Here is a 25,130-nt window from a genome sequence, read left to right on the forward strand (position 1 = left end):
AGGCCAGTGTTCCTTTCAGTGGAGGACGAGGGAAGACGTTCGGCGGCGTCACCGGCCGCCGAGGCCGCTGGTGACGATCCCCTTGACGAGGTGCTTCTGGAGCAGGATCAGCAGGATCACGGTGGGCAGCATCGAGATCACCGACGCCGCCATCACGAGGTTCCACTCGGAGCCCTGCTGCCCGAAGAACTGCTGCAGACCGAGCGGGATGGTGCCACGGGCCTCGACGTCGTTGACGATGACGAGCGGCCAGAGGAACGAGTTCCAGTACGCGATGAACGAGAACACGGCGAGGACCGCCATCGTCGGCCGGGCGAGCGGGAGCATGACCGAGAAGAACGTCCGGATCGCCCCGGCACCGTCCACGCGGGCGGCGTCGTCGAGCTCCTGCGGCACGGTGAGGAAGAACTGCCGCACCAGGAACGCGCCGAGGGCCGTGAACGCCCACGGGATGATGAGCGCCTGGAACGTGTCGACCCACCCGAAGCCCTGCATCATCACGTACATCGGGATGACGAGGACGTCCTGCGGGATCATCAGCGTCGCCAGGAACAGGACGAACACCGTGTTCCGGCCGCGCCACCGCAGTCGCGAGAACGCGTAGCCGGACAGCACCGCGACGGCGACGTTGATCGCCGTGCCAGCTGCGGCGACGACGACGCCGTTCAGGATGAACCGGGCGAACGGCAGGTACGTGAACGCCTGTGCGTAGTTGCCCCACTCGATGGACGAGCCCCACAGGGTCGGCGGGGTCGTGAACACGTCGGCGGACGGCTTCAGGCTCGTCGCGACCATGTAGATGAGCGGCGAGACGAACAGCAGGGCCACCAGGCACAGCAGCACGTACCCCACCGCGTGGCGCACCCGGCCGGTCTGCCGGTGCGTGCGGGGCAGCGCCCGCGGGTTGATCGTCCGGTCGGACGAGGTCAGCTCAGTCATAGTGCACCCACCGCTTCTGTCCGAGGAACTGGATGGCCGTGATGCCGAGGATGATGACGAACAGCACCCAGGCCCCGGCCGATGCGAGTCCGAGCTGCTGGGTCTGGAACCCCGTGTTGTAGATGTACTGCACCAGGGTCTCGGTGGCGGTGCCGGGGCCGCCCTTCGTCAGGACGAACGGCTGCACGAACACCTGGAACGAGGTGATCAGGGTCATCATCGTGGCGAAGAAGATCGACGGCGAGATGAGGGGGAACTTGATCCGCCAGAACATCTGCCAGGCGTTCGCACCGTCGAGCTGCGCAGCTTCGATCTGGTTCTCCGGCACCGAGTCGAGCGCCGCCGAGAAGATCAGCATGTTGTAGCCGAACCCCTGCCAGACGCTCATCGCGACGACGGCGAGCATGGCCCAGTCGTCGTCGGCCAGGAAGTTCGGGGCGTTCACGCCGACGGTCGACTGCAGTGTCGCGTCGATGGCACCACCCGGCTGGTACAGCATCCGCCAGACGACGACGTTCGCGACGATCGGCGTGATGGTCGGGATGAAGAACAGCACCCGGAAGACGTGCCGGTGGCGGATCTTCGGCGTGAGCCAGGCCGCGAGCCCGAGGGACACGACCAGGTTGAGCGGCACGTAGAGCACGACGAACAGCACGGTGTTCAGCGTCACGGTCCGGAAGATCGGGTCGGAGAACAGCTGCGCGTAGTTCGACAGGCCGGCCCACGAGCGTTCGCCGAGCATCGGCCAGTTCATGAAGCTGACGACGAGCGACGCGAGGATCGGGAACGCCGTGAACACGACGAGGCCGATCGAGTGCGGAGCGGCGAAGGCGGCGCCCCACCAGGAGCGGCGGCCGAGCTCGGCGTCGGCGCCGCTGTCCTTCCGGCGCGGGGCCGCGCCGGTCGCGACCGCGACCGCGGGAGCGGGCAGAGCCGCCTCGGCGGGTGGGTCCTGGATGGTGGTCATGCGACGACCTCCTCGTCGTTCGCGCGGTCCTGGTCAGGGGATGGGACGGACCGGGAGGCTCGGGGCGGGGTCGACCCGCGCCTCCGCAGGCTCCGTCGGCGCGGCCCGCGCAACGCTTCGCGTCGCTCGAAGCGGGCCGCGCCCGTCCGTCAGGGGGTGGTGTCCGTCACTGCGAGCCGAGCTGGCTCGCGATGGACGACATCGTCTCCTTGCCGGAGGTCTGTCCGTTCACCGCCTGCAGGGCGTACTGCGCGAAGAGCTGGTTGAGCTGGTCGCTCTGCTTGTTGCCGGGCAGCGGGGTGGCGTTCTCGAGCCCGGTCTTCAACGCGTCCTCGACCCCGTCGATGCCGGCGTTGTCGTACCAGGCCTGCTGCGCCGCGGTGCGCGCCGGGAAGGCGCGCCCCTGCTCGGCGAGCGAGGTGAGCGTGGCCTCGTTCGTCATCGTGGTGATGGCCTTGAACGCCTGCTCGGGGTACTTGCACTGCTTCGAGATGCCGAAACCCGACCCGGCGGCGAACGAGCTGGGTCCGTCCGTGCCCGAGGGGATCGTCGTGATGCCGAGGTCGAACTGCACCTTGGCCTTCTGGCTGATGATCGACCAGGGGCCGTCGCTGTACATCGCGACGTCACCGGACACGAACGCGTTGTCGTCGGTGGAGCCGTCGGTGCTCGCCTGCGTGGCGTAGCCGTCCTTCACCAGACCGCCGATCCAGTCGAGCCCTTCGGCGAACTCCGCGTTCGTCGCGTCGAGCGTGCCGTCCTCGTCGATGACCCGACCGCCGTTGTAGCCGAGGATCATCGACTCGAGGGGGATGTCCTCGACGCTCGTGCCCCAGATCGGTGTGCCTGCGGCCTTGAGCTGCTCCGCGGCGTCCTCGAACTCGTCGACCGTCCAGCCCGGCTTCGGCTCGTCGACGCCCGCCTTCTCGAAGATGTCCTTGTTGTAGAACATGACCATGGGGCCGGTGTCGTACGGCAGCCCGTAGAGCTTGCCGTCGACCTCCATGCCGTCGAGCCCGGTCTGGTCGTACTCGCTCAGGTCGAGGTCGGCCTGCTTCGCCATGTCGTCGATCGGGACGAGCACGTCCGTGTAGTTCGCGGCGCGGAGCGACTGGATGCTCACGATGCAGGGTGCGGTGCCGGTGGACAACTGCGTGCGGAGCTTGGTCCAGTAGTCGTTGAAGGGGGAACCCTGGATCGAGACGTCCACGTCGTCGTCGGTCTTGACCGTGTCCGCGACCTTCTGCCACGCGGCCTTGTCCTCCTTCCCGGCGATCCACATGGCCCAGGTGAGGGCGTCCTCGGACTGGCCGTCACTGGCGCTGCTGCCAGCGGAACAGCCGGTGAGCACGAGCACGGCAGCTGCTGCTGCCGCCAGCCCGGCGGTGCGTCGTCGTTGCATCGGTGTCTCCACTTCGTCGTGGTGATGGGGTGTGCGGTGGGGTGTTCAGGCGACCCGGACGGCGTCCGGCACCCGATCGGGATCGGACTCGGCCCAGACCGGGCCGTCCGGGAACGCGTGGGTGGTCAGGGTGTCGGCGAGCAGCTCGGTGCCGGCGCCGGGTGCGGTCGGCGGCCAGTAGCGGCCGTCGTGGACGTCGACCGGGGTCACGAAGTGCTCGTGCAGGTGGTCGACGAACTCGATGCAACGGGTGTCGAGGTCACCGGTCAGGGCGACCGCGTCGAACATCGACAGGTGCTGCACCGCCTCGCACAGGCCGACACCGCCGGCGTGCGGGCAGACGCGGACGCCGTGCTTGGCGGCGAGGAGCAGGATCGCCAGGTTCTCGTTCACCCCGGCGACCCGGGTGGCGTCGATCTGCAGCACCGACATCGACCCGGCCTGGATCAGCTGCTTCGCGATCACCCGGTTCGCCATGTGCTCCCCCGTCGCGACCGGGATCGGGGCGATGCGTCGGGCGATCTCGGCGTGGGCGAGGATGTCGTCCGGGCTCGTCGGTTCCTCGACCCACGCGACGTCGAAGGGGCGGAGCCGGTCGATCCACGCGACGGCCTCGTCGACGTCCCAGCGCTGGTTCGCGTCGATCGCGATCCGGACGTCCGGGCCGACGGTGGCGCGGGCGATGCCCATCCGGCGGACGTCCTCGTCCACGTCGCCGCCGACCTTGAGCTTGATCTGGGTGAACCCGTCGTCCACGGCTTCCCGGCACAGCCGCGCGAGCTTCTCGTCGTCGTAGCCGAGCCAGCCCGGGGTCGTCGTGTAGGCGCGGTAGCCCTCGCGCTCCAGGCGGGCTCGGCGTTGGGCGCGCAGCGGTTCGGCGGCGCGCAACAGCTCGAGCGCCTCGGCCGGGGTGATCGCGTCGGTCAGGTACCGGAAGTCCACCAGGTCGACGAGTTCCTCGGGGCGCAGGTCGGCGAGCAGTGCCCAGAGCGGCTGCCCCGCACGCTTCGCCCGGAGGTCCCACAGGGCGTTCACGACGGCGCCGATCGCCATGTGCATCACGCCCTTCTCCGGCCCGAGCCACCGCAGCTGCGAGTCGTGCACCATCGCGCGCCAGGTGCCGCCCATGTCGGCGAGGACGGCCTCGGCTTCGGCACCGACGACGTGGCCACGAAGCGCCGCGATCGCCGACTCCTGCACCTCGTTGCCGCGGCCGATGGTGAAGACGAAGCCGGTGCCGACCAGGCCGTCGAGCGCGTCGGTGGTGATCTCGACGTAGGCGGCGGAGTAGTCGGGTGCGGGGTTCATGGCATCGGACCCGTCGTGCTCCCGCGAGGTCGGGAACCGGATGTCGTGCACGTGCAGACCGGTGATGCGGCTCATCTGTGTCTCCTGCCGTCCGGTCTCCGTCGACCGAACGGTGCAATCAAAACATCCGATGTCTTGCGCGTCAAGAGGCTTGTTCATGCCGTTTTGGCGAAAGTCGGCGCGCAACCGTCCGATGACTGGCGTGGGGTGCGCCGGCCCGTCGATCCCTGTGGCCGATCCGCGAAAGCGACAGATCCCCGCGAACTGTTCGGGGGGATCTGTCGCGCTCGCGGGACAGTCGACAGCGGAGCACGCACACCTGTCGCTTCGGCAAAGGGGGTGCGACCAGACCACGGACGGGAGGCGCGGTGCGGGTCCGAACCGCATCCCACCTCCCGTCCGTGGGCGCGCTTCAGGCGGTGGCGAGCCGGCCCATCTCGGCCACCACGCCGCGGAGGCGGTCCGCCAGCTCGTCGCGCGAGCCGTCGGCGAAGCGGTGCGCCGACTCGACGAGCGCCGCCATGACGAGCGTCACCGCCGTCCGCGCCGAGTCGACGTCGGTCCGCTCAGCAGCGACCTCGAACACGGCGAGCCTGGCCCGCGCCATCCACTGCAGCATCGCGGGCACGATCTCCGGCCGCGCCTGCACGAGTTCCTTCATGCGGCGCCGGTCAGCGGGCAGTGTCACAGTGTCGGCGACGAGGTCGCAGAGGTTCGACACCAGCAGGCCCTCGGCGGTCAGGAACGCCTGCCGAGCGGCTTCGGGGACCGAGCTGTCGGGGAGCCCGAGGGCCGCGTCACCCTTCGACGGGAAGTAGTTGAAGAACGTGCGGGGCGAGACTCCGGCGTCGGCGCAGATCTCCTCGACCGTGACGCCGGCCAGGCCCCGGTCGGACACCAGTGCCAGCGCGGCCTCGTGGATCGCCTGCCGGGTCTGCTGCTTCTTGCGCTCCCGCAGGCCGCACTCGCCGGTCGTCGGCCCTTCGGTGGTGCTCACGTGCTGCTCCTCGGGTGGAACGGGTCCTGCTGGGCGGGGCCTCCCGCCGGGTGGCGGGAGGCCCCGGTCGGGTCCTACGCGCGGTCCCGCTGGACCGGGATCGAACCGGTGCCGGGCGCGGTGGGCGAGCCCATCGCGTCCGCGGCCCGCACGGCCTGCACCTCGAGGTCGTCGGCGGTGCCGGCGTCGTCCGCCTGCTCCTGCAGGGCCGAGCTCTTGCGGAGCGGCGGCGCCTTGAAGAAGAAGCTCAGGACGAACGCGAGCAGGATCACCGCGAAGCCGACCCAGTAGACGGTCACGGCCGAGGCGTTGAACCCGGACATGAACGGCCGGGTCAGGGCCGAGTCCGCACCGTTGAGGTACGACGTGTCGCTCGTCTCGGCGTTCGAGTCGCTCGAGTCGTTCGCGCCCTTGTCGATCTGCTTCGACAACTCCGGTGCGAGCTGGTCGACCCAGTAGGTGCGCTGCGCCGAGTCGGACCAGTCGACGACGAGCCGGCCGTCCTGCACGCTGGCGTGCGCCTTGTCCGCGGCGGCGGTGAGTGCCTGCTGCTGCACGGCGTCGGGAGCCCCGGCGGTGGCCTGGGTCACCCGGTCGGTGGCGGTGTCGAGGCCGGACTGCACCTGCTGCTGCAGCGGGGTGACGATCGGGTCCCAGATCTGGTCCATCACACCCTGGTTGGCCTTCGCGCTGGCGACCTCCGGGTCGAGCGCCGCACTGAGAGCGGGCTTCAGGTTCGACTCGTCCGCCGTGGCGTGCAGGATGTTCGTCGGCATGAGCGAGAACAGCACGGAGAGCAGGACGGCGGTGCCGAGCGTGCCACCGATCTGCCGGAAGAACGTGGCCGACGACGTCGCGACGCCCATGTCCCGCGGCTGCACCGAGTTCTGCGACGCCAGGGTGATGCTCTGCATGAGCTGTCCGAGCCCGAGGCCGATCAGGAACATGCCGATCATCAGGAACCACAGCGGCTTGTCGATCGTCATGAACGTCAGGACGACGTAGCCGAGCGACACGAGGGCCGTGCCGATGACCGGGAAGATCCGGTAGCGGCCGGTGCGCGCCACGATCTGCCCCGACGCGATCGAGGCGATCATCAGGCCGCCGATCATGGGCAGGGTCGCGAACCCGGACTGCGTCGGGGTCAGACCCGTGACGATCTGCAGGTAGAGCGGGATGGTGAGCATCGCGCCGAACATCGCGAAGCCGACCAGGAAGCCCAGGATCGTCGCCATCGAGAACGTGCTCGAGCGGAACAGCTTGAGCGGGATGATCGCGTCGTCCTGCATGCGCGTCTCGATCACCAGGAACGCGACGAGGCCGAGCACGCCGATGACGTAGCAGGCGATCGCGCTCGCCGAGCCCCAGCCCCACGTGCGACCCTGCTCCGCGACGAGGAGCAGCGGCGCCAGCGTGACGATGACGGAGGTCGCGCCCCACCAGTCGATGCGCGGCTTGGCCTTCGCCTCGCCGAACTTCGGCAGGTGCAGGAACGCGATCACCATGAGCAGCGCGGCGACGCCGATCGGCACGTTGATCAGGAAGACCCATCGCCAGCCGGTGATGCCGATGATCGAGCTCGCGCCGGCGAACAGGCCACCGATGAGCGGGCCGATGACCGAGGAGATACCGAACACGGCGAGGAAGTACCCCTGGTACTTCGCGCGCTCGCGGGGCGCGAGGATGTCGCCCATGATCGCGAGCGGCAGCGACATCAGCGCACCGGCACCGACGCCCTGGAACGCGCGGAAGGCGGCGAGCATGGTCATCGACGTCGACATGGTCGACAGCAACGAGCCGAGGATGAAGACGACGATGCCGAAGATGTAGAGCGGGCGGCGGCCGAAGACGTCCGACAGCTTGCCGTAGATCGGGGTCGTGATGGTCGACGCGATCAGGTACGCGGTCGTGACCCATGCCTGCTGGTCGAGGCCGTGCAGGTCGTCGCCGATGGTGCGGATCGCGGTGCCGACGATGGTCTGGTCGAGCGACGACAGGAACATGCCCGCCATCAGGCCGTAGATGACGAGCAGGATCTGGCGGTGCGACATGATCGGCTTGCCCGGCGTGTTCGCCGGGGAGTCCTGTCGTCCGCGCGACACCTCGACGGGTGCGGTGGCAGTGGACATGCGGGGTTCCTCACAGGGGATGTGGCGTGGTGGTCGTCGGCCCGGGCGGGACCCCGAACGAGGGTCAACCTTGCAGGCTCTGCAACTTTACACCGCCAGCACCTTTGCCACCAACGCAAAGTTGCCGAGGGTGCACGTTCGTGTACGGGTTCTCAGGGTGACCCGGGGGACGCGCCTGTCCAGGGAGCGCAGCGCACCGGAGCGTACGGTCCACCGCATGACTGATGAGCACCGCACCCCGCGTCCCGAAGACGACGCCGCGCGCCTCGGTCTCGTGGTCGTCGGAGAGGCAGCAGCGCTGCAGGCCGGCGACGAGGCGGCACTGGACGCGAGCGAGCAGAACATCCGCGACACGATCGACGAGCTGGTCGACGAGCCCCTGACCCCGCGGCAGGAGGAGGTCGTCGAACGACTCGCTTCGGCCGGTGGCACGCTCACCGCCGGACTGAGCGGTGCCCTCGCCGCCCAGAGCGGCCGCAGCGTCGACGACGTGCTCGAGGGCGCGGCGCGCAGCGTCCTGTGGCAGCAACGACTTGCCGACGAGCGCGAAGACGCCGGGTCGCAGGAGCGTGAGGACGCCGGTGCGCAGCAGCGCGACCCGCGGAACGAGAACGGGCGCGACGAGGGCTGAACCCCCGCCACGCCCGCTGCGTGCGTCCGGTCGGCTACTCGGCCGGTTCGACCTGGGCCGGCACCGACTGCTCGCGCACGACGGCACGAGCGGCGGCCTGACCGGTCGTCGTGCTCTTCACGATGTCGCTCAGGGTGAACCCGGCGGTGGCACCGAGCAGCGCGTCGACCTCGCTGAACTGGCTGACGACACTTTTCGACAGCGCACCCGCGCCGTCCGAGGACACCACGGTGAGCGTGTCGATGTTGCTCATCGGCGCGGCGAGCTCGCGGGCGATGCTCGGCAGCGTCTCGATCGCCTTGACCCGCAGGACGGCCTCGGAGTGCTGCGCGAGCGCGTCGGCCTGCGCCTTGGTGGCGTCGGCCTCGGCCTGACCCTTCGCACGGATCGCATCGGCAGCTGCCTCGCCCTCGGCGCGTGACGCGTCGGCGGCGAGCTTGCGCGCCTCGGACTCGGCCTTCGCCTCGGCAGCGATCGCCTCGGCGGAGATCCGACGGGCTTCGGCCTGGGCGCGTGCGGTCTCGACCTGGGCCCCAGCGGCGGCCTCGGCCTCGACCCGGGTCTTGCGCGCCTGCGCCTCGGCGACGGCGGAGACCTCGGACTCGAGCTCGGCGCGACGCAGTTCGGCACGCTTCTGCGCTGTGATCTGCTCCTGCTCGACGACGCCCTGGGACGCGCGGGCCTGGGCGAGCGGGCCGGCGGCGGCGGCCTCGGCCGACGCGCGATCGGCGTCGAGCTGCAGCGCCGCACGACGGATCGCCAGGGTGTTCTCGGCTTCGGCGATCGCCTGGTCGGCGGTCGCACGAGCTTCTCGCGCTTCACGGTCGGCCTGGGCCTCGGCGTTCTCGGCCTCGAGTCGCACACGCGCACGTTCGGCACGGCCGAGGTCGCTGATGTACTCGTTGCGGTCCGAGATGCCCTTGATCTCGAACGAGTCGACGTCGAGACCCTGGCTGTGCAGGGCGTCCTTGGCGACGTCGAGCACCGCGACGGTGAGCTGGTCGCGCTTGCGGATGATCGTCGACACGTCGGTCGCACCGATCGAGGCGCGGAGCGAACCCGACAGCACCTCGCGCGCGAAGTCGTCGATCTTCTTCTCCTGCCCGAGGAACCGTTGCGCGGCCGCCCGGATCGAGGCGTCGGTCTCGCCGACCTTCACGAGCGCGACCGCCTCGACGTCGATGGTGACGCCGCGGGAGTCCTGCGCGTTGACGTTGATGTCGATCGCCCGCGAGCTGAGCGACAGCTTCGCGACCTTCTCGAAGAAGGGGCGCACGAGCACACCGGCGCCCAGCACGACCTTGATGCCGGACTCGACGGTCTCGGTGCCATCGTCGTTCTTGACCTTGCGGGAGCGCTTGCCGGTGATGATGAGCGCTTCGTCGGCGCCGGCGTTGCGGTACACGACCTTGGCGTAGATCAGCGCGATCACGGCGAGGACGATGATCCCCACGATGATCAGCGGGACGGCTCCGAGCGCGAACAGGACTTCCATGACTCCCCCTCCGGACCAGGCGCCAGCCTGGATTCCGCATCTGTTGTTCCGTTGGCTCCCATCCTAGGAGCGCGCACCGACGGCAGCGGACTTGTCCACAGACAGGAGGCGCGGCGCAGGATCACCTGCACCGCGCCTCCAGGCCGGGGTTGCGTCAGCGTCTACGCGCCCGCACGCCACCAGTCGTCGAACGGGGTCGCCGGAACCTGGCGCTTGTGCTCCGTCGCGCGGTAGCGCGACTCGATCGCCTCGGCGACCTCGACCGGCACGTCGTGTCCCTGCAGGTAGGCGTCGATCTCGGCGTACGTGAGCCCGAGGTTCGCCTCGTCGGTCTGCCCGGGCAGCTCGTCGAGCAGGTCAGCCGTCGGCGCCTTCTCGTACAGGCGGGCGGGTGCTCCGAGGTGCTCGAGCAGCTGCCGCCCCTGGCTCTTCGAGAGCCCGGTGAGCGGAGTGAGGTCGACGCCGCCGTCGCCGTACTTGGTGAAGAAGCCCGTGACGGCCTCGGCCGCATGGTCCGTGCCGACCACCAGCAGACCGCGCTGCCCGGCGACCGCGTACTGGGCGACCATCCGCATGCGGGCCTTGACGTTGCCCTTCACGAAGTCGCTCAGCTCGACGCCGGACGCCGCGGTGTCCTCCATGACCCCGTCGACCCCGTGTTCGATGTTCACGGTGATGCCCGGGTCGGCCGCGATGAACTGCAGGGCCAGCTGGGCATCGTCCTCGTCGGCCTGCACGCGGTAGGGCATGCGGACGGTCGTGAACTCGGCGGGGTGCCCCTCGGCACGGAGCGACTCGACCGCGAGCTGGGTCAGGCGGCCGGCGAGGGTGGAGTCCTGCCCGCCGCTGATCGCGAGGAGGTACCCCTTCGCCCCGGTCGTCAGCAGGTAGTCGCGCAGGAACCCGACGCGACGGGCGACCTCCTGCTCCGGGTCGATGGTCGGCTGGACGTTGAGGTCCGCTGCGATGGCGGCTTGGAGTTCACGCACCACCCCAGTATCACGCCGATCCGGCTCCGTGGACCGGAACCGTCCCGAACCCGGCGGACGAACTGACCGGCGGAGGTCCCGGAGCGGTGGTGACCCGATCACCACCGCCCCGGGGATCCGCGACGACCCGAACGTGTCGCGGACCCGGTGGGCGGACGCCGGTACCCGCCGGCGCCCGTCCTGGTCAGGCGCGACGGGGTGGTCGCGCCGGGATCGCGGTGGGTGCTCCGTGGTGTGGCACGATGCCTCTTCCTCCGACGGGGCCCGCCGCTGATCCGCCCCCGGTGGTGAGCCGAGGGATGTGAGGGCCCGAGAGACGGGCCGGAACGCGGCTGGTGGGGCCGCTTCCTGTGCAAGTTACCAGGATCGGATCACGCGGTGACGCCCCCGTTGTGGGGCCGCGAAGCACGCGTCGTTGACAGTTCGATGGCTAACAGTTAGAGTCCTGACCATGCAGGCACCGGACTTCACGACACCGCTCCAGCTCATGCGGTGGATCGGATGGGCACAGCGCAAGGGCGCCGAGGAGTGGGTCCGTGAGCGCGACCTCACCCACGAGCAGTCGTTCGTGCTCGGGTACCTGCAGGAACACCCCGGCGCCATCCAGCGGGACGTCGCCGAGGCCACCCGGACCAGCGCGGCCAGCGTCTCGAGTCTCCTGCAGGGGCTCGAGCGGCGCGGCCTGATCGAACGACGACCGGACGCCACGAACGGGCGGACGAAGACGGTGCACGCCACCCAGGCAGGCATCGACCTCATCGCCGGGTTCACCGACGCCATGATCGCCCTCGACGACTCCCTGCTCGCACCGCTCGACGCGGACGAGCGCGACACCCTGCGACAGCTGTTGCTCAAGGTGACCGCGGAACTCGCGCCACCGACCCGCTAGCCGCACCGCCGAACCACCGCACCGACCCGCTCCACGCACCGGCGCCTCCCGGTCGGATCCGCCGGCGCGCCCACGCGACCCTCCCCGGTCACGCCGCCCGTGACCCCACCGGTCGCGCGCTCCGCCCTGCCGCGCCGGCACCCGTCGACGCGCGCTCCACCCTGCCGCGCCGGCACCCGTCGACGCGCGCTCCACCCTGCCGTGCCGGCGTTCGTCGGCGCGCCCACCGCCATGCCCGGAAGGGAACCGTCATGTCCTCCACCACCACCACCACTGCGGCGACGAACCGCTGGTACCTCTCCGCTGCCCCGATCGCCCGAGCCCTGGTGCACCTGTGCGTGCCGATGGCGGCGGCGATGGTCGTCAGCGCCCTGTACAACGTCATCAACGCGGGCTTCATCGGCGCCCAGCACGACACGTCCCTGCTCGCCGCGATCACCTTCGGCACGCCGTTGCTCGGCCTCGTGATGGCCGTGGGCGGGGTGTTCGGCGTCGGCGGCAGCGCGTTGATGTCCCGGTTGCTCGGAGCATCGGAACACGATCCCGACAAGGCTCGGGACATCAAGCACGTCGCCTCGTTCGCCCTGTGGGGTGCGGTCGTGACCGGAGCAGTGCTCGGCGTCGTCGGACTCCTGCTGCTCCGCCCGCTCGTCGCCGTCCTCGGCGCCGACGCCGCAGCGGTCCCCGCCACGAGCGAGTACGTCGCCGTGATGCTCGCGTTCGTCCCCGTGCTCGCCGCGTCCTTCGCGCTCGAACAGATCGTCCGCTCCGAGGGCGCCGCCCGCCAGGCGATGATCGGCCTGGTCCTCTCCACGGTCGGCAACCTGGTGTTCGACGTCCTGTTCATCCTGGGGCTGCACTGGGGTGTCGGCGGCGCCGCACTCGCGGTGGGCCTGGCCAACGTGGTCTCGATCGCCTACTGGGTGGCGTGGCTGCAGCGGAACAGCGAGAACGTCAGCTTCGCGCCGAAGTGGTTCACCCTGCGTGCGGACATCCTGAAGCCCGTGTTCGGCATCGGTGTCGGAGAACTCCTGCAGTCCGCGTTCCTCATCGTCACGACACTCGTCCTCAACAACCTCGCCGCCGCCTACGGCGACGACCCGCTGGCAGCGATGGGCGTCGCGGTCCGCATCGCTCAGGTGCCGGAGTTCCTGGTGATGGGCGTGACCATCGGCGTGCTGCCGCTGCTCGCTTACGCGTTCGGCGCGGGTGACGCAGCTCGACTGCGTTCCGCCCTGCGCGCCGCGGCCCTGACCGTCGGCGGCATCGTGCTCGTCTTCTCCGGCACCGTGTTCATGTTCCGCGAGCAGGTCTTCACGATCTTCTCCGGTGACCACTCGGTGCTCGCGATCGGCATGACGATCCTGACGGCACAGCTCGTCGCCGCCGTCGTCAACGGGTTCACGGGTCTGCTCACCTCGTTGTTCCAGGCGACCGGGATGGTCATGCCCGCGATGGTGCTGTCGATGGCGCAGGGCGTGCTGTTCGTCCCCATCGTGATCGCCGGCAACGTGTGGTTCGGGCTCGCCGGGATCATCTGGGCGCTCACCGTCACCGAGGGCATCGTCTTCGTCGCCGCCGTCGTCCTCTGGCTGGCGACGCGGGGCCGCATCGCCCGGGGCCTGGCCGAGGGCAGCGCGGCACGCGCGGACGCCACGCTGGAGGCCGCCCCCGTGGCGTGAGGCGCGTCGCCCCGGCGTCACGCACCACGTGCGGACGGGAGGCCCGGTGCCGGTCCGGCGCCGGGCCTCCCGTCCGTTGGTGGTCGCGTTCCGTGCGCCGCGTTCGCCGCGTGCGCTGCGTGCATGCGCTTCGTGAGCAGGAATGGTGGGGTGTGCGCGTGCGACCCGACCATTTCTGCTCACGAAGTGCGCGCCGCGCGCTACGCGCTACGCGCCGCGGCTGCGCCGCAGGAGCAGCACGACGACCGCGCCGGCCACCAGGATGGCTCCGGCGCCGAGGCCGATCCACACGCCCGGCGCGATGCCCGGCGACGAGGACGGTGCACCATCCGAAGCCCCGGTGGCCGTCGCGGTGGCACTCGGCGTGGGCAGGGCGCTCGCTGTCGGAGTCGGCCTCGGTGTGACCGTCGCGGTCGGCGACGCAGCAGCTGCCCGGTACTCGAACGCGAGCGTGCCCTCGATCGGGTGCCCGTCCGGCGACACGTAGCGCCAGAGCAAGGTGTAGTTCCCCCGGTCGAGGTCGACCGCGCGACTCATGGTCGTCCCCGACACGGACACGTCGCCGGTGGCGACATCGGTGCCGGACGCATCCGTGACCTGGATGCGGAGGCCGGCGTCGAGGCCGGCGAGCGGCGCCTCGGAGAAGGTCAGGTCGACGGACTCGAGCGGTTCGGTGACGACCGCCCCGTCAGCCGGGGTACTGCTGGTCAGGGCCGAGTGGGCCGACGCGGGTTGGACCCCGACGAGCGTCAGCAGTCCCGCCGCGACGATCGCCAGTGCCGCCGCCGTGGTTCGGGCTGTGCGCATGCGCAGACTCTACCGACGGTCGAGCGGCAGCCCGCTGGGGGTCAGAGCTGCTCGCCGAGGAAGTCCGCGTACGTCGGCTCGTAGCGCGCTTCGCTGACACTGACGAGCTGGTGGCCGGTACCTTCGAGGCGTTCGGCGACGAGGGCGGCGAGGTCCTCGGGCGAACGGAGGCCGTGGCGGTGCCAGGCGTTCTGCATGGTGGCGGTCATGACGACCAGCCCTTCATCGAGATGATGCGCATCTCGGATCCGTCCGGGTCGACCCGCTGTGCCAGACCCCACAGATCGTGAGGAGCATCGTGACGACGGGTCCCTGATGACCGACCCGGTACCTCCACGCTAGGTGGTGGGGCGCGTTGCGTCGAACGCAGTGCGCTTCTCGGCCGACCAGCCGTTGACGGACGGGAGGCCCGGTGCCAGCTGGCACCGGGCCTCCCGTCATCAGGGGGTCGCGCCCAGGGCGCGGGTCTGCTCGATCAGTCGGTTCCGGAGTCGAAGGCCGCGCCCTCGGAGGCGAGGTCGGTGCGACGACCCATCGCGTCCTCGGCGTCGGAGGCGACGATCGCGCCGCCGAGGATCTCCTCGGCCTCGCCCGCCTCGAGCTCCCCGACGAGCTCGGCCGTCGCGCCACCGATGAGGCCGGCGGCGGCGTACTGCTCGAGCCGCGAACGGGAGTCCGCGATGTCGAGGTTGCGCATGGTGAGCTGGCCGATGCGGTCGTCCGGGCCGAACGCGGCGTCGCCGACGCGCTCCATCGACAGCTTGTCCGGGTGGTACGACAGCGCGGGGCCCGTGGTGTCGAGGATCGTGTAGTCGTCACCACGGCGCAGGCGCAGCGTGACCTCGCCGGTGACGGCGGAGGCGACCCAGCGCTGCAGCGACTCACGGAGCATGAGGGACTGGGGGTCGAGCCAGCGGCCCTCGTACATCAGGCGACCGAGACGGCGGCCCTCGTTGTGGTACGAGGCGACCGTGTCCTCGTTGTGGATCGCGTTGAGCAGGCGCTCGTAGGCGATGTGCAGCAGCGCCATGCCCGGAGCCTCGTAGATGCCGCGGCTCTTCGCTTCGATGATGCGGTTCTCGATCTGGTCGGACGCACCCAGGCCGTGGCGGCCACCGATGGCGTTCGCCTCGTAGACCAGGACGACCGCGTCGGTGTACTCGACGCCGTTGATCGCGACGGGGCGACCGGCCTCGAACCGGACGCTGACGATCTCGGTTGCGACCTCGACGTCGTCACGCCAGGCGGCGACACCCATGATCGGCTCGACGATGTCCAGGCCGCTCGACAGCTCTTCGAGGCTCTTCGCCTCGTGCGTCGCGCCCCAGATGTTCGCGTCGGTCGAGTACGCCTTCTCGGTGGAGTCGCGGTACGGGAACCCGCGGGCGACGAGCCACTCGCTCATCTCCTTGCGGCCGCCGAGCTCCTCGACGAACTCGGAGTCGAGCCACGGCTTGTAGACGCGCAGACGTGGGTTGGCCATCAGGCCGTAGCGGTAGAACCGCTCGATGTCGTTGCCCTTGTAGGTGGAGCCGTCGCCCCAGATGTCGACGCCGTCTTCCTTCATCGCGCGGACGAGCATCGTGCCCGTCACCGCGCGGCCGAGCGGCGTCGTGTTGAAGTACGTCTTGCCGCCGGAGCGGATGTGGAACGCACCGGTCTGCAGGGCGACCAGGCCTTCTTCGACCAGGGCGCTCTTCGCGTCGACCAGTCGGGCGATCTCGGCGCCGTACTCGTGGGCGCGGCTCGGGACGGCGTCGATGTCCGGCTCGTCGTACTGGCCGATGTCGGCCGTGTACGTGCAGGGGATCGCTCCCTTCTCGCGCATCCAGGCAACGGCGCAGGAGGTGTCGAGACCCCCTGAGAACGCGATGCCGACTCGTTCGCCGACGGGGAGACTGCTCAGGACCTTGGACACGGGGTCAATCGTACGGGGCCAGCGGGCCGGGCTACCGTCCGGGGCGACGGTTGTGGAGAACTGGGCTGCAAAGTGCCCCTAGGGGGCACTGCAGGGACTCGAACCACTTCGATGTACTGGTGCCCCTGGAGGGACTCGAACCCCCAACCGTTTCCTTAGGACGGAACTGCTCTTCCATTGAGCTACAGAGGCTGGCCCGTCCACTCTAGCGGCGGAAGCCCTGCAGGAACGCGTGCAGTTCGTCGACGAACAGGTCGGGCTGCTCGAACGGCGCGAAGTGCCCACCGCGGTCGAGTTCGTGGTGGAACACGAGGTTCGTGGTGCGCTCGAGCCACTCGCGCGGCGCCCGCACGATGTCGCCGGGGAAGATCGAGAACCCGGACGGCACCTCGACCCGTCGTTCCAGCTGCTCCGCCGGGATCGCCGCGTTCGCGTGGTACATCCGCATCGCCGAGCCGATCGTGGCGGCTGCCCAGTACTCGGTGAGCAGCGCCAGGACCTCGTCGCGCGTGTAGACCGACCACAGGTCCCCGTCGCAGTCGCTCCACGCCCGGAGCTTCTCGACGATCCAGGCAGCGAGACCCGCGGGTGAGTCGTTCAGCCCGACGGCCGCGGTCTGCGGCTTCGTGCGGTGCAGCATCGCGTAGGCACCCTCGGCGGTGCGCCACCGATCGGTCGCGGCGACGAACTCCCGCTCGGCAGCGGACAACGTCGACGCATCGATTCCCGGCCACGCGAGCCCGCCGTCGATGCGGTGGACGGCGACGACCCGGTCGGGGTGGTCGAGCGCCAGGTAGCGGGCGACGTGTGTGCCGATGTCGCCGCCCGACACCGCGAACCGCTCGTACCCGAGGTCCGTCATGAGCGTCGCCCACATGCCGGCCACCTGCCGGGCATCGAGCACCTGCGGCGGTGCATCCGAGAAGCCGTACCCGGGCATGTCCGGCACGACGACGTCGTACCCGGCGTCGACGAGCATCGGCAGCACCTTGCGGTACCGCCACCCGGAGTCCGGCCAGCCGTGCGCGAGCAGGACCGGCAGAGCATCGGGCCGCGGAGCGCGGGCGTGCAGGACGTGGACGCCGATCCCGTCCACGACGACACGGCGCGAGGGCAGCGCGGCGAGCTCGGCACGGTGCGCGTCGAAGTCGAACCCGTCGGCCCAGTACTCGACGAGCGGGCGCAGGACGTCGAGGTCCACGCCGAGCGACCAGGCGACCCCGGCGGGCGCGTCTGGCCAGCGCGTGGCGCGCAGCCGAGCGCGCAGGTCGTCGATGGTCGCGTCGTCGATGTGCGGTGTCTCGCCCATGTCGGCGACGCTAGTCAGCGCCACCGACAGGCGGACTGGAGGCCCGTGGCGGCGTCACCACGGGCCTCCAGTCCGTCACATGGTGTGCAGCAACGGTCGGGTCGGCCTGGTCGAGCCGACCATTGCTGCTCACGAACGCGACGGCGGCCGCTACGCGGCCACGAGGTACTCGTCCCACTCCGCCTGCGGGCGCTCGATGCCGCGCACGACCCACGAGGACCCGTGCGGCACCTTCGGCGGGAACCGGAGGCGCCACCCCATCTCCTGCGGGGTGCGGTCACCCTTGGTGTTGTTGCAGGCCAGGCAGCAGGCGACGAGGTTCTCCCACGAGTCCTGCCCACCGCGCGACCGCGGCTGCACGTGGTCGATCGTGGTGGCGTGCCGGCCGCAGTAGGCACAGTGGTTGCCGTCCCGACGCAGCACACCGCGACGGGACACCGGCACGAGTCTGGAGTGCGGGATGCGCACGTAGCGGGTGAGGATGATGACGGACGGACGGTCGTAGCTCGACGTCGACCCGGTGACCGGGTGTTCGACGTCGGCAGCGACGATGGCGGCCTTCTGGTTCATGACCAGCACGAGGGCTCGTCGGAACGAGATCACCGCGAGGGGCTCGTAACCGGCGTTGAGGACGAGAGTGCGCATGGGTTCCCTTCCGACGTGCCTGGACGGCTTCCAGGCGCTGCGGGTGCGTCGGACCGACGACGCGAACGGGTGAGGACGACCTGTTCACACCCCTGGAACCACGAAGAGCACCACCCGGATGGGCAGTGCTCTCGTCATGCAGGGGCGTGCTCGTGCACGCAGGCTGTGCTCGACCATATGTCGACGCGCGCGCGCCGACCCATGGTGCGGGTCGTGCGGAACATCGACATGAGGGTCTCCTGTTCGCGCCGGTGCGGACCGGTGCAGCGTCAGGTTAACCCAGAAACCGGCCTGGCACGAGGGTGTGCGGGCCGGTTCTGGAGAAGTTCACACTCCCCCGTGGGCAGTGTTCGCTAGATGCCGAAGCGGACGATGTGGTAGTCGCTCGTCCAGATCGGACGGATCTGCACGGTGCCGCCGGGCTTCGGGGCGTCCATGATCATGCCGTTCCCCATGTAGAAGCCGTCGTGCGCCTCGTTGTTGAAGATGACGACGTCGCCGGGCTGTGCCTCGGACTCGGGGATCGTGGTGCCGGCCTGGTCCTGCAGCGGCACCGAGTGCGCGAGGTTGATGCCGTACTGGGCGTACACGAACATGATGAAGCCCGAGCAGTCGAAGCCCGACGGGTCCGCGCCACCGAAGACGTACGGGGTGCCGATGTACTGCTTGCCCGTGGCGACCACGGCCGGCAGCGAGAACGGGGTGTCGGCGGCGGAGGAACTGGCCGCGTACTCGGCGGCGGTGGGCCCGGTGTACGAGGAGTACTGCTTCGCGGTCGCGGCGCGGGCGGTCTGGGTCTGCTCGGCCTGCTCGGCGGCTTCCTTCGCTGCGGCGGCCTGGTCGGCGGCGGCTTGCTTCGCGGCCTTCTCGGCGTCGAGCGTCGCGGTGGACGTCGCGCCGAACCCGTCACGGCTCGTGTCGGCGAGCGCCACGGCGTCCGAGACCGACAGTTCCTGGCTCTGCGTGGCACGGGCCTGACGCTGGGCGTCGGCGACGGCGGTCGAGTTACTGGAGGTCGTCGCGGCGAAGGCCGGGGCGACCGCGACCGTACCGAACATGCCGGCGGCCACGGTGAGGACGACCGGCGCGAGGAACCTGCGCTTCCGTGACGTCGCGCTCGCTTTGGCGATGCTCGCGGCGGTCGCGGCCTGCGCGGCACGACGGCCGCCGGGCAGCGGGGCGGAGCGCACCGGCACGACCTTGCGGACCGGGCGGCCCTCGGCCTCGCGCACGGCCCGCCGGGTGAGCGGGCTGGTGGTGGCGTTCTCGGTGTTCGTCGGGTTCGCGGGCGTCTGGTCGTCCGCGGCGGTACCGGTCTGCGTCAAGAGGTGGGTCTCCGGCGTCTCGTCATCACGCCGCCGTGGGTGTCCGGCGTCGTGCAACCCCATCCGTTCGTCATCGTTTCCGATCGAGGCAGGAGACGGGTTCGAGACGTCCTGCCACGGGTCTCCGGCTCAGGGGCAGCGCGGGGACTCGGACGAGTGTACGGAGGCGTCGTTACCGAGTCGAGACAAAACGCCCCGTTGGTAACGAAACGGTAAACACTCTCAGGGAGTGCCGGGAGCGGTCAGTGTCGCTCGATGTAGACGTGCTGCGCGACCTCGATGGGCAGCTCGATGCCGGACTCTTCGCCGTCGACACGGACCGCGACGTAGGCGCCGGCGCGCTGCACGCTCGCCACCCGGCCGGGCATGACACCGGCGGTGCGGAGCTGGTGCAGGAGTTCGGGCTCGAACTGCACGGGTTCGCCAAGGCGTCGGATGACCCCGGTCGCGACGGCGTCGGTGCCCTCGGTTGCGGCGACGATGTTCTGGACCCCGTCGAGGAACCCGGCAGCCGCGGGGCCGCCGATCTCGGGCAGGCCGGGGATGGGGTTGCCGTAGGGCGACTCGGTGGGGTTGCCGAGCATCTCGAGCAGCCGGACCTCGACCTGCTCGCTCATGACGTGTTCCCAGCGGCAGGCCTCGTCGTGCACGAAGGCCCAGTCGAGCCCGATGACGTCGGCGAGCAGACGCTCGGCCAGACGGTGCTTGCGCATCACGTGGGTGGCGCGGGAACGGCCCTCGTCGGTGAGCTCCAGGTGCCGGTCACCCGAGACGACGACCAGGCCGTCGCGCTCCATCCGGGCGATGGTCTGCGAGACCGTCGGGCCCGAGTGTCCGAGGCGCTCGGAGATGCGCGCGCGCAGCGGCACGATCGCCTCTTCCTCCAGGTCGAGGATGGTGCGAAGGTACATCTCCGTGGTGTCGACGAGATCGGTCACGGTCCGCCTCTCATGTCTGGGCCCAGCGCCGACCACACTACTTGTTCGCACCGACGATCACCGACCGGCGCCCGGGTGCACGTGAGAAAGGGTCATCGGACGCGGTGGACGGGTGCGCCTGACCCTCCCCGTCCGGCCGGTACACGGGCGGGAGCGGTCGGATCGTCGTCGTTAGGATCGGTGCATGGCAGACATCGTCATCCCGGCCGAACTCCTCCCCACCGACGGTCGCTTCGGCTGCGGCCCGTCGAAGATCCGCGGCGCACAGCTCGAGTCCCTCGTGACGCGCGGCGCCACGATCCTCGGCACCTCGCACCGCCAGAAGCCCGTGAAGGACCTGGTCGGCAGCGTCCGCTCCGGTCTCGCCGACCTGTTCCAGGTCTCCGAGGGCTACGAGGTCGTCCTCGGCAACGGCGGCTCGACCGCGTTCTGGGACGCCGCCGCGTTCGGCCTCATCGAGCGCCGTGCCGAGAACCTGTCGTTCGGCGAGTTCGGGTCGAAGTTCGCCAAGGCCGCAGCGGCCCCGTGGCTCGAGGCACCGCACGTCGTCGAGGCACCGGGTGGCTCCCTCGCCGCACTCGAGCCGGTGGAGGGCGTGGACGTCTACGCCTACCCGCACAACGAGACCTCGACGGGTGTCATGGCCCCCGTCGTCCGCGCGGCCGGTGACGCCGGCGCCCTCACGGTCGTCGACGCGACCAGTGCAGCCGGTGGCGCCCTGTTCGACGTCAGCGCCACGGACGTCTACTACTTCGCCCCGCAGAAGAACTTCGCCTCGGACGGCGGCCTGTGGCTCGCGCTGCTCTCCCCCGCCGCGATCGAGCGGATCGAGCGGATCGCCGCCTCCGGCCGGTACATCCCGGAGTTCCTGTCGCTCAAGAACGCCGTCGACAACTCGCGCCTGGACCAGACCCTGAACACCCCGGCGATCTCCACGCTGCTGCTGCTCGACGAGCAGGTGCGGTGGATGAACGAGTCCGGCGGCCTGGCGTGGGCGGACCTCCGTACCAGGACGTCGTCGTCGACCATCTACGACTGGGCCGAGGCGAGCGACTACGCCACCCCGTTCGTCACCGACCCCGCCGCCCGGTCGCAGGTCGTCGCCACGATCGACCTCGACGACTCCATCGACGCCAAGGTCGTGGCCGCGACCCTGCGCGCCAACGGCATCGTCGACACCGAGCCGTACCGGAAGCTCGGACGCAACCAGCTGCGCGTCGCCACGTTCACCGCCATCGACCCGGACGACGTCGCGAAGCTCGTGCGCGCGATCGACTTCACGGTCGACGCCCTGCGCTGACGTTCATCCAGCACTGACGTCCGCCCGGCGCTGACCCGCGCCCGGAACGAGGACGGGCCCGGCACCACCGCATCGGTGGTGCCGGGCCCGTTCGTCGGTCCGGGTGGGTCAGGTGCGGTGGAAGCCCGGGTCGGCCTCGCCGGCGTCGAGCTGGTCGACCTCGAGATCGGCGTCGGGCTCGAACGGCTGCACGCGGCGGGCACGACGACGGCCACGGGGCGGCTGCGGGGCCTCGTCCTCGTCCTCGGGGGCGTCGTCGGCAGCTGCGGCGTCGGCGGTGTCGCTCACGTCGGCGAGTGCGTCGACGTCCACGCCCTCGATGTCGTCGTCGTCCGACTCGTCGAGGTCGTCCTCGTCGGCATCGAAGTCGTCATCATCGTCGTCGTCGGACTCGTCGTCGTCCTCGTCGTCATCCGAGTCGTCGTAGTCGTCGTCCTCGTCGTCGTCCGAGTCGTCCTCGTCGGAGTCGTCCTCGTCATCCGAGTCGTCGTCGAAGTCATCGTCGTCCGAGTCGTCCTCGTCGGAGTCGTCCTCGTCCTCGTCGGAGTCGTCCTCGTCCTCGGACTCGTGCTCCTGCGCCGCCCGGTACTCCGCCAGACGCTCGGACCAGGGCACCCACTCGGGCGCGACGAGCGAGCCGTCGCCGGGCATCAGCTCGACCTCGAGCACGGTCGGCTCGTCGTCGCCGATCTTGGCGACGCTGACGGTCCAGCGCCACCCGGGGTAGCCGGGCAGCCGGTTGGCGAACAGGACGGACACGACGCCGTCCCCTTCGTCCACGGTGCCGACGGGGGCACCGACCGTCGACTCGGGGGTGACCTCGAGCAACGCCTCGCGCGCCAGGTCGGTGTAGTCGGGAAGGGCGTCGGCCCCTGCTGTGTCGGACTCGGTCATGGGGTCACGCCTCCAACTGGTCTGCGACGTGCCGCAGGATGGCGGCGATGCGATCGCCGTTCTTCGGGTAGCGGCCGTGGCGGAGGTCTCCGCTGATCCGGTCGAGTTCCTTCACCAGGTCCTCGACGATCACGGCCATGTCGTCCGCGGAGCGACGGGTCATCCGGGACAGCGACGGCTGGGGTTCGAGCAGCCGCACGGACAACGCCTGCGACCCCTTCTTCCCCTGGACGACGCCGTACTCGAGCCGCGTGCCGGCCTTGACGGTCACGACGCCGTCGGGCAGCGAGGACGCGTGCAGGAACACCTGGTCGCCGTCGTCTCCGGTGATGAAGCCGAAGCCCTTGTCGTCGTCGTAGAACTTGACCTTGCCGGTGGGCATGCGTGGACTCCTCGAGGTCGTGGTACGGCCGTGGTGCGTCGGATATCCTGGGTCGATGGCCAATCCGACCCGATCGACCGGGAACCCGCAGGATTCCGCAGAACCCCCGGTGACGTTCAATCGTACCGAACGCGCTCTGGCGTTCATGATCGGTGGGATCATCATCCTCGGCCTGCTCTGCTTCGTCGCGATGATCATCATGTGGCTCACCGCGCCCACCGCACGGGGTTCGATGCCGTGGCCGGTGATCATGGCCATCCCGCTCTTCGGCTTCCCGATCGCCATGGTGCTGGTCTTCACGCTCCTCGGCATCACCTGGACACGTCGCGCACGAGCGAACCGGACGGCTCGCTGACGTCCGCCCCGGACGCTGGCACCGGACGATGACGACCACCGCCGACCTCGCCGCCCGACTCCGGGCGATGCCGGACGACGCGCTCGCGCGCCTCGTCGCGGCGAGGCGACTCCCCACCGCTGCACTCGCCGAGACGGGCCCGCAGCGCATCACCGACTTCTTCGACCTCGCCGAGGCGCTCCGCACCGACGACGCCGTGGACGCAGCCGTCGAGCACCTGCCGCGCGCCACGATCCTCGCGTTGCGTGACGGCGGCGCCGTCGACGCGCTCGGCCCGGCGATCGCGCTCGGCCTCGCCGACGAGGACGGCGCAGTCGACGACGCGGTCGCCACACGCGTGGCCGCCCACCCCGACCTCGCCTCGCTCGACGAGCAGCCGGGAGGCCCGGAGCAGGTCCGCCCCGCTGCTCCCGCCCTCGACGTCACGGCGCTCGAGCGTGCACGCACCACCGGCGCGGAGCAGGCGTTCGCGACGATGACCGTGCTCGCCGAGCTGCTGCGCGCGGTCGACGCCGGCGCCGTCCGCGAACTCGTCAAGGGCGGGATCGGCATGCCGCTCGCCCGCACCCTCGCCGAGCGCATCGGCACCGACGCCGAGCTCGTCGCCGGTCGCCTGGCGCTGCTCGACGACATCGGGTTCGCCGATCCCGACACCGGCCGGTGGATCGTCACCGACGCCGGCCACGCGTGGCTGCTCGCCAGCTGGCCGGAGCGCTGGGTCTCGCTGGTGTCGGCGTGGTCGGACACGCTCCCGCCCGCCGTGCATCAAGTCCTCGAGCTGGCCGACGGCGACCTCCGCGACCTCGTGCCGCTCGGGCGCTGGGCGTACCCGGCGGGGTCCCGCTGGCTCGACGCCCTGCTGCTCGACGTCGCCGGCACCGCGGCCTCGCTCGGCCTGGCCGTCGACGGGATCGTCACGAGCACCGGCCGGGCGCTCCTCGACGGCGACGCCGAACAGGCTGCCGACGACCTGCCGGGCACCGTGGAGCGGGTCTACCTGCAGCACGACCTCACCGTCATCGCCCCTGGCCCGCTCGCTCCGGTGGACGACGACGCCCTGCGCACCGTCGCCGTGCTCGAGGCACCGGGACTCGCGGCGCGGTACCGGATCTCCGAGGACACGCTCCGTGCTGCCTTCCGGGCCGGACACTCCCGCGACGACCTGCTGACCCTGCTCGGGCGGCTGTCGGCCACCGGGATCCCCCAGCCCCTCGCCTACCTGATCGACCAGGTGGCCGGACGCGACGGCAGCATCGTCGTCGACCGCGGACCGGGCGGCGTCGGGACCGAGGTCCGTGGCACCCCCGACCAGCTCGACCTCGTCGGGGTGGACGCCGAACTCCGGCAGCTCGCGTGGGAGCGACCCGACCTGACGACGCTGACCACCCGCTACCCACCGCACGTCGTGCACTCCGCGCTGGAGGACCAGCGCTACCCGGCCATCCTGACGACCGCAGCCCGCGCCGAGACGCACCACGGGCCTCCCGGCCGGCGCAGCCACACCGGACGTTCGCCGGAGCAGGCGGCGCAGGCACTCGTCGAACGACTCCGCCTGACGACGCAGCGGGGCGACGCGGAGCCGGAGCAGGAGTGGCTCGGTCGGCAGATCGACCTCGCCGTGCGCGGACGGACGCCGATCCGTGTGACCGTACGGATGCCGGACGGCTCGGAACGGCCGTTCTCGATCGTGCCGACCTCGGTCGCGGCCGGACGGGTCCGCGGGCGGGACACCGCCGTCGACGTCGAACGCACCCTGCCGCTGTCGCTCGTCGTGTCGGTCGAGAGCGACGCCTGAGCCGCGGTCACCCGCACGCAGGCGGCGACGGCTA

At 70.4% G+C, this 25,130-nt stretch carries 23 protein-coding genes and 1 tRNA gene; 6 read left to right on the plus strand and 18 right to left on the minus strand.

Translation table 11 applies throughout. From position 1 onward, the window contains the following. Positions 1–48 precede the first annotated feature (48 nt). The 6 genes from KK097_RS07600 to KK097_RS07625 all read right to left on the minus strand — a co-directional run bounded on the left by KK097_RS07600 (position 49) and on the right by KK097_RS07625 (position 7,742). On the minus strand, positions 49–939 hold the full coding sequence (locus KK097_RS07600; protein ID WP_214544237.1) for a carbohydrate ABC transporter permease: 891 nt from the start codon (positions 937–939) through the stop codon (positions 49–51). Then, positions 932–1,906, minus strand: a complete 975-nt coding sequence (locus tag KK097_RS07605) for a carbohydrate ABC transporter permease (RefSeq protein WP_214544238.1) — start codon at positions 1,904–1,906, stop codon at positions 932–934. Before KK097_RS07605 ends, KK097_RS07600 begins: the two co-directional genes overlap by 8 nt. Positions 1,907–2,072: 166 nt before the next feature. After that, positions 2,073–3,308, minus strand: a complete 1,236-nt coding sequence (locus tag KK097_RS07610; RefSeq protein WP_250896551.1) for an ABC transporter substrate-binding protein — start codon at positions 3,306–3,308, stop codon at positions 2,073–2,075. A 45-nt stretch (positions 3,309–3,353) separates the two neighbouring features. After that, on the minus strand, positions 3,354–4,691 hold the full coding sequence (locus tag KK097_RS07615) for an enolase C-terminal domain-like protein (RefSeq protein WP_214544240.1): 1,338 nt from the start codon (positions 4,689–4,691) through the stop codon (positions 3,354–3,356). Between the two features lie 337 nt (positions 4,692–5,028). Further along, positions 5,029–5,613 (minus strand): TetR/AcrR family transcriptional regulator, encoded by a 585-nt coding sequence (locus tag KK097_RS07620; protein ID WP_214544241.1) that lies wholly within the window; start codon positions 5,611–5,613, stop codon positions 5,029–5,031. Positions 5,614–5,687: 74 nt separating this feature from the next. Further along, complete coding sequence (locus KK097_RS07625; protein WP_214544242.1) at positions 5,688–7,742, minus strand: MDR family MFS transporter; 2,055 nt, start codon at positions 7,740–7,742, stop codon at positions 5,688–5,690. A gap of 217 nt (positions 7,743–7,959) precedes the next feature. On the opposite strand from KK097_RS07625, the gene KK097_RS07630 reads away from it, so the two are divergent. Beyond that, a complete protein-coding gene (locus KK097_RS07630) occupies positions 7,960–8,373 on the plus strand; it encodes a hypothetical protein (RefSeq protein ID WP_214544243.1) in 414 nt (137 codons plus the stop codon). A gap of 34 nt (positions 8,374–8,407) precedes the next feature. Here KK097_RS07630 and KK097_RS07635 read toward each other — a convergent pair whose 3' ends face one another. Together KK097_RS07635 and nadE are read right to left on the minus strand one after the other, a co-directional pair. Further along, positions 8,408–9,868, minus strand: coding sequence for an SPFH domain-containing protein (locus tag KK097_RS07635; protein WP_214544244.1), 1,461 nt, complete (start codon positions 9,866–9,868; stop codon positions 8,408–8,410). 161 nt (positions 9,869–10,029) lie between these two features. Then, a complete protein-coding gene (nadE, locus tag KK097_RS07640; protein ID WP_111041248.1) occupies positions 10,030–10,857 on the minus strand; it encodes an NAD(+) synthase in 828 nt (275 codons plus the stop codon). A 451-nt stretch (positions 10,858–11,308) separates the two neighbouring features. Between nadE and KK097_RS07645 the strand changes: the two genes are divergently transcribed. Together KK097_RS07645 and KK097_RS07650 are read left to right on the plus strand one after the other, a co-directional pair. Continuing rightward, a complete protein-coding gene (locus KK097_RS07645) occupies positions 11,309–11,746 on the plus strand; it encodes a MarR family winged helix-turn-helix transcriptional regulator (protein ID WP_214528718.1) in 438 nt (145 codons plus the stop codon). A gap of 251 nt (positions 11,747–11,997) precedes the next feature. Then, entirely contained in the window at positions 11,998–13,428 is a 1,431-nt protein-coding gene (locus KK097_RS07650) for an MATE family efflux transporter (protein WP_214544245.1), read from the plus strand. Between the two features lie 207 nt (positions 13,429–13,635). Here the strand turns inward: KK097_RS07650 and KK097_RS07655 are convergent, their stop codons facing one another. The 8 genes from KK097_RS07655 to KK097_RS07690 form a co-directional block, all read right to left on the minus strand. Then, positions 13,636–14,235: a copper resistance CopC family protein gene (locus tag KK097_RS07655; RefSeq protein WP_214544246.1), complete on the minus strand. Its 600-nt coding sequence runs from the start codon at positions 14,233–14,235 to the stop codon at positions 13,636–13,638. A gap of 41 nt (positions 14,236–14,276) precedes the next feature. Further along, positions 14,277–14,444: a hypothetical protein gene (locus KK097_RS07660; protein WP_214528721.1), complete on the minus strand. Its 168-nt coding sequence runs from the start codon at positions 14,442–14,444 to the stop codon at positions 14,277–14,279. A gap of 266 nt (positions 14,445–14,710) precedes the next feature. After that, complete coding sequence (gene argG, locus KK097_RS07665) at positions 14,711–16,153, minus strand: argininosuccinate synthase (RefSeq protein WP_214544247.1); 1,443 nt, start codon at positions 16,151–16,153, stop codon at positions 14,711–14,713. A 117-nt stretch (positions 16,154–16,270) separates the two neighbouring features. Then, positions 16,271–16,345 (minus strand) — tRNA-Arg (locus KK097_RS07670). A gap of 13 nt (positions 16,346–16,358) precedes the next feature. Beyond that, positions 16,359–17,462 (minus strand): epoxide hydrolase family protein, encoded by a 1,104-nt coding sequence (locus KK097_RS07675; protein WP_214544248.1) that lies wholly within the window; start codon positions 17,460–17,462, stop codon positions 16,359–16,361. A gap of 150 nt (positions 17,463–17,612) precedes the next feature. Continuing rightward, complete coding sequence (locus KK097_RS07680) at positions 17,613–18,107, minus strand: HNH endonuclease (RefSeq protein ID WP_027466591.1); 495 nt, start codon at positions 18,105–18,107, stop codon at positions 17,613–17,615. 353 nt (positions 18,108–18,460) lie between these two features. Further along, the gene (locus KK097_RS18420; RefSeq protein WP_214544249.1) at positions 18,461–19,495 is read right to left on the minus strand and encodes a C40 family peptidase; all 1,035 of its coding nucleotides are present in this window, start codon (positions 19,493–19,495) and stop codon (positions 18,461–18,463) included. Positions 19,496–19,674: 179 nt separating this feature from the next. Further along, complete coding sequence (locus KK097_RS07690; protein ID WP_214544250.1) at positions 19,675–20,370, minus strand: iron-dependent transcriptional repressor DtxR; 696 nt, start codon at positions 20,368–20,370, stop codon at positions 19,675–19,677. 184 nt (positions 20,371–20,554) lie between these two features. Here KK097_RS07690 and serC point away from each other — a divergent pair, with 184 nt between their 5' ends. After that, positions 20,555–21,670, plus strand: a complete 1,116-nt coding sequence (gene serC, locus KK097_RS07695; protein WP_214544251.1) for a phosphoserine transaminase — start codon at positions 20,555–20,557, stop codon at positions 21,668–21,670. A gap of 108 nt (positions 21,671–21,778) precedes the next feature. Here serC and KK097_RS07700 read toward each other — a convergent pair whose 3' ends face one another. Together KK097_RS07700 and KK097_RS07705 are read right to left on the minus strand one after the other, a co-directional pair. After that, positions 21,779–22,564: a DUF3027 domain-containing protein gene (locus KK097_RS07700; protein ID WP_214544252.1), complete on the minus strand. Its 786-nt coding sequence runs from the start codon at positions 22,562–22,564 to the stop codon at positions 21,779–21,781. Positions 22,565–22,568: 4 nt separating this feature from the next. Continuing rightward, complete coding sequence (locus KK097_RS07705; protein ID WP_017888041.1) at positions 22,569–22,946, minus strand: cold-shock protein; 378 nt, start codon at positions 22,944–22,946, stop codon at positions 22,569–22,571. A gap of 109 nt (positions 22,947–23,055) precedes the next feature. Here KK097_RS07705 and KK097_RS07710 point away from each other — a divergent pair, with 109 nt between their 5' ends. Together KK097_RS07710 and KK097_RS07715 are read left to right on the plus strand one after the other, a co-directional pair. Beyond that, a complete protein-coding gene (locus KK097_RS07710; RefSeq protein ID WP_214528727.1) occupies positions 23,056–23,301 on the plus strand; it encodes a hypothetical protein in 246 nt (81 codons plus the stop codon). A gap of 28 nt (positions 23,302–23,329) precedes the next feature. Further along, the gene (locus KK097_RS07715) at positions 23,330–25,096 is read left to right on the plus strand and encodes a helicase-associated domain-containing protein (RefSeq protein WP_214544253.1); all 1,767 of its coding nucleotides are present in this window, start codon (positions 23,330–23,332) and stop codon (positions 25,094–25,096) included. Positions 25,097–25,130: the final 34 nt, after the last annotated feature.

The sequence above is a fragment of the Curtobacterium flaccumfaciens genome (assembly GCF_018598405.1).
GTDB classification, from domain to species: Bacteria; Actinomycetota; Actinomycetes; order Actinomycetales; family Microbacteriaceae; genus Curtobacterium; species Curtobacterium aurantiacum.

Coding starts and splice junctions, on each gene's coding strand:
- serC (WP_214544251.1), top strand. CDS start 20,555: ATGGCAGACATCGTCATCCCGGCCGAACTCCTCCCCACCGACGGTCGC.
- KK097_RS07610 (WP_250896551.1), bottom strand. CDS start 3,308: ATGCAACGACGACGCACCGCCGGGCTGGCGGCAGCAGCAGCTGCCGTG.
- KK097_RS07600 (WP_214544237.1), bottom strand. CDS start 939: ATGACTGAGCTGACCTCGTCCGACCGGACGATCAACCCGCGGGCGCTG.
- KK097_RS18420 (WP_214544249.1), bottom strand. CDS start 19,495: ATGGGGTTGCACGACGCCGGACACCCACGGCGGCGTGATGACGAGACG.
- KK097_RS07700 (WP_214544252.1), bottom strand. CDS start 22,564: ATGACCGAGTCCGACACAGCAGGGGCCGACGCCCTTCCCGACTACACC.
- KK097_RS07615 (WP_214544240.1), bottom strand. CDS start 4,691: ATGAGCCGCATCACCGGTCTGCACGTGCACGACATCCGGTTCCCGACC.
- KK097_RS07605 (WP_214544238.1), bottom strand. CDS start 1,906: ATGACCACCATCCAGGACCCACCCGCCGAGGCGGCTCTGCCCGCTCCC.
- KK097_RS07660 (WP_214528721.1), bottom strand. CDS start 14,444: ATGACCGCCACCATGCAGAACGCCTGGCACCGCCACGGCCTCCGTTCG.
- KK097_RS07645 (WP_214528718.1), top strand. CDS start 11,309: ATGCAGGCACCGGACTTCACGACACCGCTCCAGCTCATGCGGTGGATC.
- KK097_RS07650 (WP_214544245.1), top strand. CDS start 11,998: ATGTCCTCCACCACCACCACCACTGCGGCGACGAACCGCTGGTACCTC.
- KK097_RS07675 (WP_214544248.1), bottom strand. CDS start 17,462: ATGGGCGAGACACCGCACATCGACGACGCGACCATCGACGACCTGCGC.
- KK097_RS07630 (WP_214544243.1), top strand. CDS start 7,960: ATGACTGATGAGCACCGCACCCCGCGTCCCGAAGACGACGCCGCGCGC.
- KK097_RS07625 (WP_214544242.1), bottom strand. CDS start 7,742: ATGTCCACTGCCACCGCACCCGTCGAGGTGTCGCGCGGACGACAGGAC.
- KK097_RS07715 (WP_214544253.1), top strand. CDS start 23,330: ATGACGACCACCGCCGACCTCGCCGCCCGACTCCGGGCGATGCCGGAC.
- KK097_RS07705 (WP_017888041.1), bottom strand. CDS start 22,946: ATGCCCACCGGCAAGGTCAAGTTCTACGACGACGACAAGGGCTTCGGC.
- KK097_RS07680 (WP_027466591.1), bottom strand. CDS start 18,107: ATGCGCACTCTCGTCCTCAACGCCGGTTACGAGCCCCTCGCGGTGATC.
- KK097_RS07655 (WP_214544246.1), bottom strand. CDS start 14,235: ATGCGCACAGCCCGAACCACGGCGGCGGCACTGGCGATCGTCGCGGCG.
- KK097_RS07635 (WP_214544244.1), bottom strand. CDS start 9,868: ATGGAAGTCCTGTTCGCGCTCGGAGCCGTCCCGCTGATCATCGTGGGG.